Below are 16,946 nucleotides of genomic sequence, written 5' to 3'. Positions count from 1 at the left end.
AATGCCTCATTTCTGGCGCCACGCGGGCGGACTCTCGCCTTGCCCTAACTTCGCACCATTGTTAGAGTTTGCGGCACTTTTTTCCCCACGCGTTTGCCCCAGGGCCCTTTTCCCATGTTCAAGAAACTGCGTGGCATGTTTTCCAGTGATCTGTCGATCGACCTGGGCACTGCCAATACCCTTATTTATGTGCGCGATCGCGGCATCGTTCTCGACGAACCCTCTGTAGTCGCCATTCGTAGCCACGGCAACCAGAAGAGCGTTGTCGCCGTAGGCACCGAGGCCAAGCGCATGCTGGGCCGTACCCCGGGCAACATCAACGCGATCCGTCCGATGAAGGATGGTGTGATTGCCGACTTCAGCGTCTGCGAAAAGATGCTGCAGTACTTCATCAACAAGGTGCACGAGAACAGCTTTCTGCAGCCCAGCCCGCGCGTACTGATCTGCGTGCCTTGCAAGTCGACCCAGGTCGAGCGCCGTGCCATTCGCGAGTCGGCACTGGGTGCCGGTGCCCGCGAAGTGTTCCTGATTGAGGAGCCGATGGCGGCCGCGATCGGCGCCGGTCTGCCGGTGGACGAAGCGCGTGGTTCGATGGTTGTGGACATCGGTGGTGGCACCACCGAGATCGCGCTGATCTCCCTCAATGGCGTCGTTTACGCCGAATCCGTGCGGGTCGGTGGCGATCGTTTCGATGAATCCATCGTGACCTATGTGCGGCGCAACTATGGCAGCCTGATCGGCGAATCCACCGCTGAACGCATCAAGCAGGAAATCGGAACTGCCTTCCCGGGCGGCGAGCTGCGTGAAGTCGACGTGCGTGGCCGCAACCTGGCCGAGGGTGTGCCGCGCAGCTTCACGCTGAACTCCAACGAGGTGCTCGAAGCCCTGCAGGAGTCGCTGGCGACCATCGTTCAGGCGGTCAAGAGCGCCCTGGAACAGTCCCCGCCGGAACTGGCTTCGGACATCGCCGAGCGCGGTCTGGTGCTGACGGGTGGTGGCGCGCTGTTGCGTGACCTGGACAAGCTGCTCGCTCAGGAAACCGGTCTGCCGGTGATCGTCGCCGAAGAACCACTGACCTGTGTGGCCCGTGGTGGTGGTCGTGCGCTGGAAATGATGGATCGTCACGCCATGGACTTGCTGTCCACCGAGTGAGCCTGCGCAGCTGTGCTCATGACAAGCCGAAAGATCCGGTTGCGCCGGCTTTCGGCTTGTCACGTTTAGTCTCAAGCTTTTGTTCGTGAGGTAGTTGCAATCAAGCCGCTATTTGCCAAAGGACCTCTGCTCGGTGTGCGCCTGCTGGTGTTCGTCGTGCTTTGTGTCGTGCTGATGGTGGTGGATGCCCGCTTCGACGCGCTGAAGACGGTACGCAGTCAGATGGGCCTGGTACTGACGCCGTTCTACTGGGTCGCCGATATGCCGGTGCGGATCTGGAGAGGCGCGACCGAGCAGATCGCCAGCAGCAACAGCCTGATGGCCGAGAACGAGAAGCTCAAAGCCGAGGCGTTGCTGATGCAGCGACGCTTGCAGAAGCTGGCAATGCTCACCGAGCAGAACGTGCGCCTGCGTGAACTGCTCAATTCGGCGGCACTGGTCGACGACAAGGTCATCGTCGCCGAGCTGATCGGTCTCGACCCGAACCCGTTCACCCATCGCATCCTGATCGACAAGGGCGAGAAGGATGGTGTCTTCATGGGGCAGCCGGTGCTGGATGCCAGTGGCCTGATGGGGCAGGTGGTCGAAGTACTGCCCTACGCTGCGCGCGTATTGTTGCTCACCGACGTCACTCACAGCATTCCGGTGCAGCTCAATCGCAATGGTTTGCGCGCGATCGCCGTGGGTACCGGCAATCCGGACTATCTCGAGCTGCGCCATGTGGCCGAAACGGCTGACGTCAAGGCCGGGGATCTGCTGGTCAGTTCCGGGCTAGGCCAGCGCTTCCCCAGCGGCTATCCGGTAGCTCAAGTGACCGAAGTGGTGCATGGGTCCGGCCAGCCGTTCGCCATTGTGCGCGCGGTCCCGACCGCCATGCTCAATCGTAGTCGCTACCTGATGCTGGTCTTCAGCGACTCGCGCACGCCGGAAGAGCGCGCGGCTGCAGCGGCTGAAGCCCAGGCCGACGCCGACCAGAAGGCGGCTGCCGAAGGTGGCGAGGCGTCAGCGGCTCCGGGCACAGCTGAGACCGGCGCCGCCCCGCCAGCTGCCGAGACACCGGCGGTGCCTGCAGCGGAGGTGGGGCAATGATCAGTGGACGTCCGAACAATAGCTGGGTCATCTGGTTCAGCCTGACGCTTGCGCTGCTGCTCAGCGTCGCACCTATGCCTGGCAGCGCAGAGCTTGCTCGGCCGTTGTGGCTGGGCTTGGTCATTGCCTTCTGGTCGCTGACCCTGCCCCATCGGGGTGGCTTGGGCGCTGCGTTTTGTTTCGGTCTGGCCCAGGACGTGCTCGCCGGCACCCTGTTCGGCCAGAGCGCCTTGCCGCTGATTCTGATTGCCTTTCTGGTGCTGAGTCTGCAGCAGCGCCTGCGCATGTTTCCGCTGTGGCAGCAAAGCATGGTGTTGTTGGTGGTGCTCGGCCTGGCCCAGCTGGTTCAGCTGTGGCTCAACACATTGACCGGCAACCGACCACCGACGTTACTGTTCCTCGTGCCAGTGCCCATCAGCGCACTGTTGTGGCCCTGGGTCTTCGTGGCCTTGCAAGGCATGCGTCAGCGCTTCTCCGTCTACTGAGGCCTCGCGCGTCTTTTGGCGATCCGCTTTGGCGCCAGGCCTGAGGCATCAACTGCGCCTTTTACGGCCGTCCCTTTCGTCTTTCTCGAGCCCGGCGGATATGCGACGCTGTCGCTTATTTATCGTTGAGGATCTGTCATGGGCGCTTTGTATCTTGCCTCGGCATCACCCCGCCGCCGCGAACTGCTCGCACAGATAGGTGTTCCGTTTTCGCTGATCGACGTGTCGGTCGATGAAACACCGTCACCGACCGAATCCCCCGAGGCGTATGTCGAGCGTGTTGCGCGCGAGAAAGCGCTTGCCGGGCTGGCCAGTCTGAGTGATCAGGACGGTTGCGTACTTGGCGCTGATACCAGCGTGGTGCTCGATCAACACATTCTCGGCAAGCCTGTCGACCGCGCTGATGGGCTCGCCATGCTGGCGGCGCTTTCCGGGCGTACGCACCGCGTCATGACGGCGTTGGCATTGGCCAGCCGCACGGCATGCGAAGTTCGTGTAGTCATCAGCGAAGTCACCTTCCGTGCCATCGCGCAGGCCGAGGCCGAGCGTTACTGGGCCAGCGGCGAGCCCGCAGACAAGGCGGGTGGTTACGCGATCCAGGGTTGGGGAGCGGTCTTCGTCAGTCAGCTGCACGGCAGCTATTCCGCGGTGGTTGGCCTGCCGCTGTGTGAAACGGCCCAGCTTGTTGATGCGTTCGGCCTTCCACGTTGGACCAAAGGCTCAAGCTAGAGCCTGTGGCTTCGGCATGCTTGCCGGTTAGAATCGATCCCAACGACCAGCTAGCGCTGCACATCAAGCCACCGCCGAGAATAAGAATGAGCGAAGAAATCCTGATGAACATCACCCCCATGGAGTCGCGGGTGGCGGTGGTTGAAAACGGTGTTCTGCAGGAAGTGCACGTCGAGCGCACTCAGCGCCGCGGCATTGTCGGCAATATCTACAAGGGCAAGGTGGTGCGCGTGCTGCCCGGCATGCAGGCGGCTTTCGTCGACATCGGCCTGGACCGGGCCGCCTTTATCCATGCGTCGGAGATCTCCGCCCGTGAAGGCAACGCCGTCGAGCCGATCAACGCGCTGGTGCATGAAGGGCAGAGCCTGGTGGTGCAGGTCACCAAGGACCCCATCGGCACCAAGGGCGCACGCCTGACCACGCAGTTGTCGATTCCCTCGCGCTATCTGGTGTACATGCCGCGTACGAGTCATGTCGGGATTTCCCTGCGCATTGAAGACGAGGCCGAGCGCGAACGACTCAAGCAGATCGTTGCAGAATGCGTGGCAGCCGAGGGCATTCAGGAGGCGGGCGGCTTTATCCTGCGCACCGCGGCCGAGGGCGCCGGCAGTGACGAAATCCTCATGGATATCCGTTATCTGCGTCGTCTGTGGGAGCAGATTGCCAGTCAGATCAAGACCGTCGAAGCGCCCATGGTGATCTACGAAGATCTTTCGTTGGCCATGCGCACCCTGCGCGATCTGGTCAATCCGCGGATCGAGAAGATCCGTATCGATTCGCGGGAGAATTTCCAGAAGGTGACCCAGTTCGTCGGCGAGTTGATGCCGGAACTGGGCGACCGTCTCGAACACTACCCGGGCGAGCGACCGATCTTCGATCTCTACGGTGTCGAGGACGAGATCCAGAAGGCGCTGGAGCGCAAGGTCATGCTCAAGTCCGGCGGCTACCTGATCATCGATCCGGCCGAGGCGATGACGACCATCGACGTCAACACGGGTGCCTTCGTCGGCCATCGCACGTTGGAAGAGACGATCTTCAAGACCAACCTCGAATCGGCCACGGCGATTGCCCGCCAGCTCCGGCTACGCAATCTGGGCGGCATCATCATCATCGACTTCATCGACATGGAAGACGAGGAACACCGACGCCAGGTCCTGCGCACGCTGGAGAAGCAACTCGAGCGCGACCATGCCAAGACCAACATCATCGGCATCACCGAGCTCGGCCTGGTGCAGATGACCCGCAAGCGCACCCGCGAGAGCCTGGAACAGGTGCTCTGCGAACCATGCATGTGCTGCCAGGGGCGCGGCAAGCTGAAGACGCCAGAGACCGTCTGCTACGAGATTTTCCGCGAAATCCTGCGTGAGGCACGGGCCTACCAGGCGGAGGGCTATCGGGTGCTCGCCAACCAGAAGGTGATCGATCGCCTGCTGGACGAGGAGTCGGGCAACGTGGCTGATCTCGAGGCGTTCATTGGTCGCTCGATCAAGTTCCAGGTGGAAAGCATGTACTCGCAGGAACAGTACGACGTGGTGTTGCTCTGAACAGAGGTAGATCAGGCCGTCCGGGCCAGGATGACCGGAGTGCACCCGTATGAGCCGCCTCGCCGCTTTTCTCGTGATCCTGTCGCGCCAGCTGTTCTGGCTGGCAGCGTTCGGGCTCATTCTGGCCGCGCTGTACGTCAGCCTCGGCCGGCAACTGGTGCCCCTGGTGGCCGAGTATCGAAACGAGGTTCAGGAAAAGGCGCAGGCGGCGCTGAACATGCCGGTGACCTTGGGCCGGCTGGAAGGTCGCTGGGAGGGCTTCGCGCCCAAGCTGCTTGCACATGATGTGCTGCTTGGTGAGGGCGACGGAGCCATGCGCCTGGACCGTGTCGCTATCGTCCCTGATCTGGCTGCCAGCCTTTGGGTACGTGGGCTGCGCCTCGCAACGCTGGAATTGGCCGGTGTGCATCTCTCCGTGGCCGAAGATGCCGGGGGCAAATGGCGAGTGGAGGGGCTGCCGGAGCGAACCGAGCAGCCTCCGCCCGACCCGCAGAAGCTTATCGAGGCGTTGCAGCAGGTGCGACGGCTCGCCGTCCTGGACAGTCAGATCACCCTCGAGCCCTTCGGCGAATCGCCGCTGACCCTGAGCTATACCGATCTGGGCCTGCGCGTCGACAACGAGCGGCTTAGGCTCGATGCCCGCAGCATTCTGCCGGACGGCCAGCCCCTGGCCTTGCGCGTTCAGGGGCGCGTGCAGGCGCAGCGCTGGCAACAGGCCGAAGCGCAGCTTTACCTGAGCCTGCCGCAAAGCGATTGGGCCGCGTGGCTGCCACGACGCCTGACTGCCGACTGGAATCTGCATTCGGTGCAGGCAGGCGGCGAGCTGTGGGCGCGCTGGAGCAAGCAACAGCTGGAGCGTGCCGTGCTGCGTTTGAATGCGCCGCAGCTGAACGCGTCGTTTGCCGATCGTGCGCCCGTGCAGCTTGAGGACCTGGCCGTCGAGGCTTACGTCGATCACACCGAAAAGGGCTATCGGTTGCTGCTCGACCGACTGGCCTTCGATCTGCAAGGCGAGCGTTGGGGCGATGCGCGAATCCTTCTGCAGCAGAACCAGGGCGAGCAGCACTGGCGGCTGCAAGCCGATCGGCTGGGTATCGCGCCGATCGCCACGCTCGTTGGCGGGCTGGCGCCGCTACCGCCGGCCGCCACCGAGACGCTCTCGACGCTGCAGCCCAGCGGAACGGTGCGCAATCTTCGCCTCGATTACCACCCTGCCATGGATTCGCCGCAGCGGCTGCGGTTCGCCGCCAATCTGGATCGGATCAACTTCGCGGCGCAGAATTGGATTCCGGCGGTTGGCAACGCAAGCGGCAGCATTCAGGGCGATCTTGCCGGCGGCGAGCTGCGCCTGGACAGCGACGACTTCAGCCTGCACCTCGCACCGCTGTATCCCGAGCCCTGGCACTATCGGCATGGTGCCGGTCGCCTGACCTGGACGCTGGATGATCGGGCGTTCACCTTGGCCGCACCCTATCTGCGCGTCGATGGCGAAGAAGGCAAGATCGCCGGGGATTTCCTCATCCGCCTGATGCGGGATCCAGAGGCGGAAGACTACATGGACCTGCGCGTCGGCCTCAGCGACGGCGACGCCGGCTATACCGAGAAGTACCTACCCACCAAGTCGCCGGCGCTGAGCCCAGCGCTGGTCGACTGGCTCAAGGCGGCCATACGTGGTGGTACCGTCGAGCAGGGGTATTTCCAGTACCAGGGCGCGCTGAGCAAGAACGCTTCCGACAGTGCGCGCAGCCTGAGCCTGTATTTCAAGGTGCGTGACGCCGAGCTGGCCTTTCAGCCTGGCTGGCCCGTGCTGCGGCAGGGGCGCGGTGAGGTATTGATCGAGGATAGCGGGGTGCGGGTGCGGCTTGCCGAAGGCAGGATTCTCGACAGCCGCGTGTATGACGCGACAGCCGATATTCCCCATGCCGGCAGTGGGAAAGTGCCGCAGTTGTCCGTCAAGGGAAAGGTGAGCAGCAGTCTGCCGGATGCGTTGAAGCTGCTGCAGGAAGCGCCAATCGGCACCGGCGAGATCTTCGCGGGGTGGCAGGGACAGGGGCAGCTCGATGGCGCTCTGGATCTGCAGATTCCGTTGGGTAAAGGCACGCCGCGGGTCATCGTGGATTTCTCCAGCCGCGATGCAACATTGCGGATCGCCGAGCCTGCGCTTGGCTTCGAGCAGCTTCGCGGCGACTTCCGGTACGACACTGCGCAAGGGCTCAGCGCAGATGACATCCAGGCTCGGCTGTTCGGCCGCCCGGTCAGGGGCAAGGCCGTGGCGACGGGCTCGCCCGGCAAGCCTGCCTCGCGCGTCGAAGCGCGTGGCGACGTGGGGCTCAAGCAGCTGCTCAAGTGGCTTGAAGTAGAGCAGCCATTGCCGGCCAGTGGTGAGTTGCCTTACCAGCTGCGGCTGGATCTGGCGGGTGAGAACAGCCAGTTGCAGATCGACTCTTCGCTGCAGGGGCTGCGCATCGAACTGCCGGCGCCGTTCGGCAAGACGGCTGGCGTACGCCGTGCCACCTCGCTGCGCATGTCCCTGCAGGGCGCTGAGCGGCGCTACGGTGTGCAGTACGGGACACTCGCTGCATTGGCCTTCGCTGCACCGCCAGGTGCCTGGGCGCAAGGGCGCGGCGAGCTGCGTCTGGGGGCTGGCGCGGCCAATCTGCCGGCCCGCACCGGGCTGTATGTACGAGGCCGCCTGGCTGAACTCGATTGGAAGGCCTGGCAGGCAGTGCTCGACCAGCACGGCAAGGGTGATCCACAGCAGGCGACCGGTTCCCTGCTGCGCCAGGTGCAGGTCGATGTCGGCCGGTTCGATGGCTTCGGCACCCGAATCGACAACCTCGGCGTTGACCTGCAGCGGTTGAGCAATGCCTGGGCGCTGAACTTGCGCAGCTCGCTCATCAGCGGCGCGGTCCGCCTTCCAGATGCCGAGAGCGGCGTCATCGTGGCCAATCTGCAACACCTCCGCTTGCCCGCCGCGACGGCGACCGGCGAGGCGGCTGGTGCTCGTCCCGATCCGTTGGCTGACGTGGATCCGCAAAGCCTGCCGGCGATGGATGTCTCCATCGACCAGGTCGCCATGGGGGACGACACACTCGGTGCCTGGGCGCTGAAGTTGCGCCCGGTCAGCGGCGGAGTCGAATTCCGTGATATCGCCCTTGACCTGAAGGGCCTGAGGATCGCCGGTGTCGGCGGCTGGAACGGTACCCAGACTTGGTACAAAGGTCGCCTCGAAGGCCGCAATCTGGCTGACGTGTTGCTGGCCTGGGGCTTTGCCCCGTCGGTGACCAGTGAAACCTTTCGACTGGATGCGGACGGCCAGTGGCCGGGGTCGCCGGCCTGGTTCGCCATGGCGCGCTATTCCGGCAGCATGCAACCGCGGCTACGCAAGGGGCAGTTCGTCGAGATCGATGGCAGCGCTCAGGCACTGCGCGTGTTCGGCGTGCTGAACTTCAACTCGATAGGACGCCGCCTGCGCCTGGATTTCTCCGATCTGTTCAGCAAAGGCCTCAGCTACGACCGTCTGGACGGCAACCTGCAGGCCAGCTCCGGAGTGTTCACGACCCGCGAGCCGATCACGGTCAGCGGTCCGTCGAGCAACCTCGAACTGGACGGCAAGCTGGATATGGCCCGTGATGAGATCGACGCCAAGCTGCTGGTAACCTTGCCGATCAGCAACAACCTGCCGCTGGCGGCACTGATCGTCGGTGCGCCGGCAATCGGCGGTGCGCTATTCGTGGCGGACAAGCTCTTGGGTGACCGCGTTGCGCGTTTCGCCAGCGTGCAGTACGACGTCAAGGGGCCGTGGCAGTCGCCGAAGATCAGTTTCGACAAACCATTCGAGAAGCCCAACTGATCCGCAGTCGCGGGCTTCGTCTTTCAGCAGCGGGGAAGTCATGTCCTTAGCCGTGATACAGATGGCCAGCCAGGCTGACGTTGCGCTCAATCTGACCTGCGCTCGACAGTTGCTGGAGCGGGCGGCACAGGCCGGCGCTCGTCTGGCGGTGCTGCCGGAGAATTTCGCTGCCATGGGGCATAAGGCTTCGGCGGCGCTCGGGCGTGCTGAAGCGATGGGGGAGGGGCCGATCCTGCCCTGGTTGAAACAGGCGGCGCGTGACCTCAGGTTATGGATAGTCGCCGGAACGCTGCCGTTGCCCGCGGATGAGTGCCCGCAGGGCAAGCCCAACGCCTGCTCGTTGTTGTTCGATGATCAAGGGCAGCGCGTGGCGCGCTACGACAAGCTGCATCTGTTCGACGCGGCGGTGGCCGACAGCCGCGGCCAGTATCGTGAGTCCGATGACTATGCGGCCGGTGAGCGATTGGTCGTGGTCGATACGCCGGTTGGGCGATTGGGCATGAGCGTGTGCTACGACCTGCGCTTCGCCGAGCTGTATACGGCGTTGCGCGCAGCGGGTGCGGAGTTGATCAGCGTGCCGTCGGCCTTCACCACAGTGACTGGCGAGGCGCACTGGACGAGCCTGATTCGCGCCCGCGCCATCGAGACCCAATGCTATATCCTGGCTGCGGCACAGGGTGGCGAGCACCCAGGCGGTCGCTTCACCCATGGTCATTCGTCTATCGTTGACCCATGGGGCCGCCTGCTATGCGAACAGGCAACCGCTCCGGCTGCTCTCGTCGCCGAGCGAGATGTGGCGGAACAGGCCGCCATTCGCCAGCGCATGCCGGTGCAACGCCACCGCCGATTTTCCGTACCGTGCCTGGTCACGGACCGTTTGGAGTGAATATGAGTGAACTGCTGTTACCCGTCACCGAGCGCCTGCTGACCCCTGGCGGCCTGGGTATCGACGATCTGCCCGGCCTGCTCGGCGAGCTTGCCGGCCCCGGCGTGGATGCTGCGGACCTGTATTTTCAGGACCAGGTGTCCGAGTCGTGGGTACTCGAGGACGGCATCGTCAAGGAGGGCGGCTTCCACCTGGAGCAGGGCGTCGGCGTGCGTGCGCTGTCTGGCGAGAAGACCGGCTTCGCCTATAGCAATGCCATCACCGCCGATGCGCTGCGCCAGGCCGCTCAGGCTGCGCGCTCGATTGCGCGAAGCGGGCAGCAGGGCCAGGTCAAGGTTCTGTCCAAGGCGGCATTCGCTCCGCTGTACAGCCGGGACAATCCGCTCGATGGGCTGAGCCGCGCCGAGAAGGTCGAGCTGCTCAAGCGCATCGATGTCGCGACCCGTGCGCTGGACCCGCGCATCAAGCAGGTCACTGTGAGCCTGGCGGGTGTCTGGGAGCACATCCTGGTGGCTGGCATGGATGGCGGCATGGCGACCGACATCCGGCCGCTGGTGCGCTTCAACGTCAGCGTGATCGTCGAGCAGAACGGTCGGCGTGAGCGTGGTGGGCAGGGCGGCGGCGGTCGCACCGGCTATCAGTACTTCCTGACCGAGGACCGCGCCATGGGCTACGCCCGCGAAGCCCTGCGCCAGGCGCTGGTCAACCTCGAGGCGGTGCCGGCACCGGCCGGTTCGTTGCCGGTGGTGCTCGGCCCTGGCTGGTCCGGCGTGCTGCTGCACGAAGCCGTGGGGCATGGCCTGGAGGGTGATTTCAACCGCAAGGGCAGTTCGGCCTATAGCGGCCGGATTGGCGAGCAGGTCGCGTCCAGTCTTTGCACCATCGTCGACGACGGTACCCTGGCCGACCGTCGTGGTTCGCTCAGCGTCGATGATGAAGGCACACCGACGCAGTGCACCACGCTGATCGAGAACGGCATTCTCAAGGGTTATATCCAGGACAAGCTCAACGCACGGCTGATGGGCGTTGCGCCGACCGGTAATGGCCGCCGCGAGTCCTATGCGCACCTGCCGATGCCGCGCATGACCAATACCTACATGCTCGCCGGCGAGAGCGATCCGCAGGAGATCATCCGCTCGGTGAAGAAGGGCATCTACTGCGCCAGCCTTGGTGGTGGGCAGGTCGATATCACCAGCGGCAAGTTCGTCTTCTCTACCAGCGAGGCGTACCTGATCGAGGATGGCAAGATCACCGCGCCGGTGAAGGGCGCAACCCTGATCGGCAACGGTCCGGAGGTGATGAACCGGGTGTCGATGGTCGGCAACGATCTGGCGCTGGACAGCGGTGTAGGTACTTGCGGAAAGGATGGGCAGTCGGTGCCGGTGGGCGTCGGTCAGCCGACATTGAAAATCGATGAGATCACGGTAGGCGGAACAGGCGCTTGAGGGCGCTGCGGATCCCGAGCTGCAAACGCAGGGCCGTAACGGCCTCGGCTTGCAGCTTCCGGTTCGGTTCTGCGATTAGCGCAGCCCGCGCTTGGTTTCGTCGAGGTCGCGGATGTACTTGAAGATCTTGCGACTGGCGGCTGGCGGTTTGTTGCGTGCCGCTTCGTGCTGGGCATGACGGATCAACCCACGCAAATGCTGGCGATCGGTTTCGGGGTATTCGACAACGAAGGCTTCCAGCGTCGCGTCATCTCCGCCGATCAGACGGTCGCGCCAGCGCTCCAGTGCATGGAAGCGTTCGTTGTACTGGCGAGTCGAGGCGTCGAGCTGATCGACCAGTGCCAGGATGGCGTCGACATCCTGATCGCGCATCAGCTTGCCGATGTACTGAATGTGCCTTTTACGGGCGATGTGTGCCTTGTGTTTGGGGGCGTCGGCCAAGGCCTTCTGCAGGGCATCGCTCAGCGGCAGGCGGGCAATGAGGTCCGGCTTGAGAGTGGTCAGGCGCTCGCCGAGTTCCTGAAGGGCAAGCAGCTCGCGCTTGACCTGGGATTTGCTTTTTTCGTCGAAATCTTCGGCGTCGGAGTGTTCAGACATGGGGATGGTCCATTAGGAAATGCCGCCATGATAACAGCAGCCCTGGCGGCAGGCTTCAGAGGAGCGGCGCCAGGTTGCAACTTGATTCGATTGCGGTCGTTTGGGAGTGCTTATGAGTGAAGTAGAAGGCATCGGCCCGCACGCGCTGCCCGGGTTGCGCGAGAAGGTCGAGCGCATCATCGAGGAAGCGCGTCGGCAAGGTGCCAGCGCCAGCGAGGTTTCGGTCTCGATGGAGCAGGGACTGTCCACCACGGTGCGCCAGGGGGAGGTCGAGACTGTCGAGTTCAACCGTGACCAGGGCTTCGGCATTACGCTCTATGTTGGTCAGAGCAAGGGTTCTGCCAGCACTACCGGTAGTGGCGATGAGGCCATACGGGAAACCGTGGCGGCCGCACTGGCCATCGCCAGGCATGCGTCCGAGGATGAGTTCGCCGGGCTGGCTGATGCGGCGCTGATGGCACGCGAGCTGCCCGACCTGGATCTCTATCATCCGTGGAACATCACGCCAGAACAGGCCATCGAACAGGCCTTGAGCTGTGAAGGCGCAGCGTTTGCGGTCGATCAGCGTATTCGCAATGCGGACGGCACCAGTCTCAATACCCATCAGGGCTGCCGAGCCTATGGCAACAGCAACGGTTTCATCGGTGGTTATTGCAGCAGCCGGCATAGCCTGAGTTGCGTGATGATCGCTGAAAGCGAAGGCCAGATGCAGCGCGACTACTTCTACGACGTCAATCGCATCGGTGAAGCGCTGCTGGACCCGCAAACGATCGGCAGGCGCGCCGCCGAGCGAGCGGTAAGGCGTCTCGGGGCGCGGCCGGTGCCAACTTGCGAGGTGCCGGTGCTGTTTGCTCCTGAGTTGGCGACCGGGCTGTTCGGCCACTTCATCGCGGCGATATCCGGCGGCAACCTGTATCGCAAGGCGTCTTATCTCGAGGATGCCCTTGGACAGACTTTGTTTCCCGAATGGCTAAGCCTGGATGAGCGCCCGCACATCCCACGTGCGCTTGGCAGTGCCAGCTACGATGGTGATGGCCTGGCGACGTACGCCAAGCCGTTCGTGGAGAACGGCCGTCTGCTGTCCTATGTGCTATCGACCTACTCCGGGCGGAAGCTGGGCATGCCGAGCACAGCCAACGCGGGGGGCGTGCATAACCTGTTCGTCAGTCACGGCGACGAAGATCAGGCGGCGCTCATCCGTCGGATGGGTCGCGGTCTGCTGGTAACCGAGCTGATGGGTCAGGGGCTGAATCTAGTTACCGGCGACTACTCGCGCGGTGCCGGTGGCTACTGGGTCGAAAACGGCGAGATCCAGTTCCCGGTGCAGGAGGTAACCATCGCCGGCAACCTGCGTGACATGTTCCGTCAGATCGTTGCGGTGGGCTGTGACGTGGAAACACGCAGCAATGTGCGAACCGGCTCGGTGCTGATCGAGAGGATGATGGTCGCCGGTAAGTGAGGCAAACGCAGTGGCGCGGCTGGAAACGGTCCGCGCCGTTTGGCCCGGCGCTTTACTCGCCTTCTTCGAAGTAGTCGTCGATCAGCGCAATCAGGGCGTTCAACGCGTCATCTTCCTGCTCGCCCTCGGTGTGCAGGTGCACGGATGTACCCTTGCTCGCCGCAAGCATCATGACGGCCATGATGCTTTTTCCGTCGACCAGGGTGTCGGGGCACCGACCCACGCGAATCTTGCAGGGGAAGCGGTTGGCTACGGCGACGAACTTGGCTGCAGCACGAGCATGCAGGCCGAGTTTGTTGATGATGGTTACTTCGCGGGCGGGCATGGATACAGGTATTCCTAGGCGAGGTCCCGATGACGGACCTGCAGGTTCTTCAGCGGCTCTCTGAGGGCCTGACCCAGCCGTTCGGCGAGGTAGACCGAGCGGTGATGCCCGCCGGTGCAGCCAATGGCGATGGTGACGTAGGCTCGGTTGCTGGCGGCAAACCGCGGCAACCATTTGCTCAGATAGGCGTGGATGTCCTGGAACATTTCCTCCACATCGGCCTGAGCGGCGAGATAGTCGATCACCGGTTGGTCGAGGCCTGAGAAGTCGCGCAGTTCTGCCTTCCAGTACGGATTGGGCAGGCAGCGCACGTCGAATACCAGGTCGGCGTCGACGGGCATGCCCCGCTTGAATCCAAATGACTCGATCAGAAAAGCCGTGCCCGGCTCTGGCTTGTTGAGCAGGCGCAGCTTGAGCACGTCACGCAGCTGGTAGAGGTTTAGATGCGTGGTATCGATCTTCAGATCGGCGTGATCGATGATCGCAGCCAGCAGCAGTTCCTCATCGTGGATCGCCTCGGCCAGCGAGCGGTTTTCGTTGGTCAGTGGGTGACGGCGACGGGTTTCCGAGAAGCGCTTGAGCAGGGTCTCGTCATCGGCGTCCAGATAGAGCACATCGCAGAGGATATGCCGGGCGCGGACTTCTTCGAGCAGCTCCGGGAAGCGCTTGAGCTGGCTGGGCAGGTTGCGCGCATCGATCGATACGGCGACCTGCGGGTGCAGTAGCTCGGTATGCAACAGGGCGCGCTCGGCAAGCTCCGGCAGCAGCCCGGCAGGCAGGTTGTCGATGCAGTAGAAGCCATTGTCTTCGAGTACGTTCAGCGCGGTGCTTTTACCCGAGCCCGAGCGCCCACTTACGATGATCAGCCGCATCGATTGCCCATTTCGTCAGGCCCCGTTCTGCACGTCGACTACGACCTGATAGAGGCTTTGGTTGGTTGGCGCCTCGCGCAGCCTTTGGCGTACGTCCTCGCGGTCGAGCATGCTGGCGATCTGGCGCAGCAGCTCCAGGTGCTCGTCGGTCGCCGCTTGAGGTACCAGTAGAACGAACAGCAAGTCTACCGGTGCACCGTCGATGGCATCGAAATCCACGGGGGTTTCCAGGCGCAGCACGGCGCTGAGCGGCGCGCTGCAGCCGACCATGCGGCAATGCGGAATGGCGATGCCATTACCAAACCCGGTCGAGCCGAGTTTTTCCCGGGCGATCAGGCTTTCGAAAATGGTCTGGGAATCGAGATCGATAAGGTCCTGGGCGATCACCTTGGCGATCTGCTCCAGGACGCGTTTCTTGCTACCGCCCGGGACGTTCACCAGGGAACGTCCGGGGGTGAGGATGTTTTCGAGTCGGATCATATTGAAGTCAGCGGGTGACAGCGCCCTGAGTGTGGTCTAGCTGCTTCTCCTTGTGCTTGATCAGTTGGCGATCGAGCTTGTCGACCAGCAGGTCGACTGCAGCGTACATGTCTTCGTGATCGGCAATGGCCACGACTTCGCGGCCGGCGACGTGCAGGGTCGCTTCGGCTTTCTGCTTGAGCTTCTCGACCTGCAGGATCACCTGAACACTGATGATGCGGTCGAAGTGGCGAGCAAGCCGGTCGAATTTCTCCTCGATGTAGTCACGCAGGGCGTCGGTTACTTCCAGATGAACACCGCTGATGTTGACTTGCATACTGCTATCTCCTTTGCCTTGAGCGAAGAGCAGGGTGGTAGGCCTGCCGCCGATACAGTTCGACCAGGGGCCGATCACAGCAAACGCTTGCGCTCGCTGGACGGTGCGATACCGAGTGACTCACGGTATTTCGCAACTGTACGGCGGGCCACCTGGATGCCCTGCGCCTCCAGTAAACCAGCGATCTTGCTGTCACTCAACGGCTTTTTCTGGTTTTCCGCGGCGACTAGCTTTTTGATGATCGCGCGGATCGCAGTGGACGAACATTCGCCGCCTTCGGCAGTGCTGACGTGGCTGGAGAAGAAGTATTTGAGTTCGTAGATGCCGCGCGGCGTGTGCATGTATTTCTGCGTCGTCACACGGGAAATGGTCGACTCATGCATGCCTACCGCTTCGGCAATATCATGCAGCACCAGCGGCTTCATTGCCTCGTCACCGTGCTCGAGAAAGGCGCGCTGATGCTCGACGATCTGGGTGGCGACCTTCATCAGCGTTTCGTTGCGGCTGAGCAGGCTCTTGATGAACCAGCGCGCCTCCTGCAGCTGATTGCGCATAAAGGTGTTGTCGGCGCTGGAGTCGGCGCGTTTGACGAAGCCTGCGTATTGCGCGTTGACCCGCAGACGCGGCATGGCTTCCTGATTCAGCTCGACCAGCCAGCGGTCGTTGTGCTTGCGCACGATTACGTCAGGCACCACGTATTCCGGTTCGCTCGCCTCGATCTGCGAGCCGGGGCGGGGGTTCAAGCTCTGGATCAGCTCGATGACCTGGCGCAGTTCGTCTTCCTTGAGCTTCATCCGGCGCATCAGCAGGCTGTAGTCGCGGCTGCCCAGGATATCCAGGTAGTCGCTGACCAGACGCTGGGCCTCGCTCAGCCAAGGCGTTCTTTCGGATAGCTGACGCAGTTGCAGTAGCAGGCATTCGCGCAAATCACGCGCGCCGATGCCGGCCGGTTCGAACTGCTGGATGCGACGCAGGACGACCTCGACCTCATCGAGTTCGATTTCCAGCTCCGGGTCGAAGGAGTCGACGATTTCCTGCAGTGTCTCTTCGAGATAGCCCTGATCGTTGATGCAGTCGATCAGTGTGGTCGCGATCAGGCGGTCGGTGTCGCTCATCGGTGCCAGGTTGAGCTGCCACAGCAAATGGCTCTGCAGGCTGATGCCGTTGGATGTGCGGCTGGTGAAGTCCCACTCGTCGTCATCGTTGCTGGGCAGGCTGCTGGCGCTGGTCTGGTAGATGTCTTCCCAGGCCGTGTCGACCGGAAGCTCGCTGGGGATTCGCTCGCCCCAATCGCCATCGTCCGCACTTTCGCCGCTGTGCGAGGGCTCCTCGTAAGTGCTTTCCTGGCTGCTGCTTTTCTCGGTGCCGGTGTCACCCGGCCGATCGGCAGCTTCGGCCATGGGGTCGGAGCTGTCGAAGTCGTCGCCGTCTTCTTCGCGCTCGAGCATGGGATTGGAATCCAGCGCCTCTTGGATCTCCTGTTGTAGATCGAGGGTGGATAGCTGGAGGAGCCGTATGGCCTGTTGCAGCTGCGGTGTCATCGTCAGCTGCTGGCCCATCTTCAGGACTAGCGATGGTTTCATGGCAGAGGACTTCGAACCTTGTATGCCGGCGCAACCGCGCCCATTCCGACATGCCGCGCCCAGGGCGCCAGCGAAAGCAAATTATATGCCTGCCGACGAAGCCTTTGCCTAGAGCCGATTTGCCGAGCCGA

At 62.9% G+C, this 16,946-nt stretch carries 15 protein-coding genes; 9 read left to right on the top strand and 6 right to left on the bottom strand.

Annotated features, from left to right (window positions below; genetic code table 11):
- Positions 1-114: 114 nt before the first annotated feature.
- The 8 genes from mreB to tldD all read left to right on the top strand — a co-directional run bounded on the left by mreB (position 115) and on the right by tldD (position 11,183).
- Positions 115-1,152: a rod shape-determining protein MreB gene (gene mreB / locus PSEST_RS16165; RefSeq protein ID WP_003292433.1), complete on the top strand. Its 1,038-nt coding sequence runs from the start codon at positions 115-117 to the stop codon at positions 1,150-1,152.
- 99 nt (positions 1,153-1,251) lie between these two features.
- Positions 1,252-2,241, top strand: a complete 990-nt coding sequence (mreC, locus tag PSEST_RS16160) for a rod shape-determining protein MreC (protein ID WP_080602184.1) — start codon at positions 1,252-1,254, stop codon at positions 2,239-2,241.
- On the top strand, positions 2,238-2,726 hold the full coding sequence (gene mreD, locus PSEST_RS16155; protein ID WP_015278046.1) for a rod shape-determining protein MreD: 489 nt from the start codon (positions 2,238-2,240) through the stop codon (positions 2,724-2,726). Before mreC ends, mreD begins: the two co-directional genes overlap by 4 nt.
- Before the next feature lie 138 nt (positions 2,727-2,864).
- On the top strand, positions 2,865-3,455 hold the full coding sequence (locus tag PSEST_RS16150; RefSeq protein ID WP_015278045.1) for a Maf family protein: 591 nt from the start codon (positions 2,865-2,867) through the stop codon (positions 3,453-3,455).
- An 86-nt stretch (positions 3,456-3,541) separates the two neighbouring features.
- Positions 3,542-4,999 (top strand): ribonuclease G, encoded by a 1,458-nt coding sequence (rng, locus tag PSEST_RS16145; RefSeq protein WP_015278044.1) that lies wholly within the window; start codon positions 3,542-3,544, stop codon positions 4,997-4,999.
- A 49-nt stretch (positions 5,000-5,048) separates the two neighbouring features.
- The gene (locus PSEST_RS16140; RefSeq protein WP_015278043.1) at positions 5,049-8,852 is read left to right on the top strand and encodes a YhdP family protein; all 3,804 of its coding nucleotides are present in this window, start codon (positions 5,049-5,051) and stop codon (positions 8,850-8,852) included.
- Positions 8,853-8,892: 40 nt separating this feature from the next.
- Positions 8,893-9,738: a carbon-nitrogen hydrolase family protein gene (locus PSEST_RS16135; protein ID WP_015278042.1), complete on the top strand. Its 846-nt coding sequence runs from the start codon at positions 8,893-8,895 to the stop codon at positions 9,736-9,738.
- A 2-nt stretch (positions 9,739-9,740) separates the two neighbouring features.
- Complete coding sequence (tldD, locus tag PSEST_RS16130; protein WP_015278041.1) at positions 9,741-11,183, top strand: metalloprotease TldD; 1,443 nt, start codon at positions 9,741-9,743, stop codon at positions 11,181-11,183.
- Between the two features lie 75 nt (positions 11,184-11,258).
- Here the strand turns inward: tldD and yjgA are convergent, their stop codons facing one another.
- Positions 11,259-11,780, bottom strand: coding sequence for a ribosome biogenesis factor YjgA (yjgA, locus tag PSEST_RS16125; RefSeq protein WP_015278040.1), 522 nt, complete (start codon positions 11,778-11,780; stop codon positions 11,259-11,261).
- A gap of 112 nt (positions 11,781-11,892) precedes the next feature.
- Between yjgA and pmbA the strand changes: the two genes are divergently transcribed.
- Positions 11,893-13,239: a metalloprotease PmbA gene (pmbA, locus tag PSEST_RS16120; protein WP_015278039.1), complete on the top strand. Its 1,347-nt coding sequence runs from the start codon at positions 11,893-11,895 to the stop codon at positions 13,237-13,239.
- A gap of 52 nt (positions 13,240-13,291) precedes the next feature.
- Here the strand turns inward: pmbA and PSEST_RS16115 are convergent, their stop codons facing one another.
- The 5 genes from PSEST_RS16115 to PSEST_RS16095 all read right to left on the bottom strand — a co-directional run bounded on the left by PSEST_RS16115 (position 13,292) and on the right by PSEST_RS16095 (position 16,815).
- A complete protein-coding gene (locus PSEST_RS16115; RefSeq protein WP_015278038.1) occupies positions 13,292-13,564 on the bottom strand; it encodes an HPr family phosphocarrier protein in 273 nt (90 codons plus the stop codon).
- 14 nt (positions 13,565-13,578) lie between these two features.
- Positions 13,579-14,436: an RNase adapter RapZ gene (rapZ, locus tag PSEST_RS16110; RefSeq protein WP_015278037.1), complete on the bottom strand. Its 858-nt coding sequence runs from the start codon at positions 14,434-14,436 to the stop codon at positions 13,579-13,581.
- A gap of 15 nt (positions 14,437-14,451) precedes the next feature.
- Positions 14,452-14,916 carry a PTS IIA-like nitrogen regulatory protein PtsN gene (ptsN, locus tag PSEST_RS16105; protein WP_015278036.1) on the bottom strand — a complete coding sequence of 155 codons (465 nt, stop codon included), beginning with the start codon at positions 14,914-14,916 and terminating at the stop codon, positions 14,452-14,454.
- Between the two features lie 7 nt (positions 14,917-14,923).
- Positions 14,924-15,232, bottom strand: a complete 309-nt coding sequence (gene hpf, locus PSEST_RS16100) for a ribosome hibernation-promoting factor, HPF/YfiA family (protein WP_003302844.1) — start codon at positions 15,230-15,232, stop codon at positions 14,924-14,926.
- 74 nt (positions 15,233-15,306) lie between these two features.
- Positions 15,307-16,815: an RNA polymerase factor sigma-54 gene (locus PSEST_RS16095; protein WP_015278035.1), complete on the bottom strand. Its 1,509-nt coding sequence runs from the start codon at positions 16,813-16,815 to the stop codon at positions 15,307-15,309.
- Positions 16,816-16,946: the final 131 nt, after the last annotated feature.

The sequence above is a fragment of the Stutzerimonas stutzeri RCH2 genome (assembly GCF_000327065.1).
GTDB classification, from domain to species: Bacteria; Pseudomonadota; Gammaproteobacteria; order Pseudomonadales; family Pseudomonadaceae; genus Stutzerimonas; species Stutzerimonas stutzeri_AE.
Note: the sequence above shows the minus strand (reverse complement) of the source record. Positions and strands in the feature narration are given on the sequence as shown.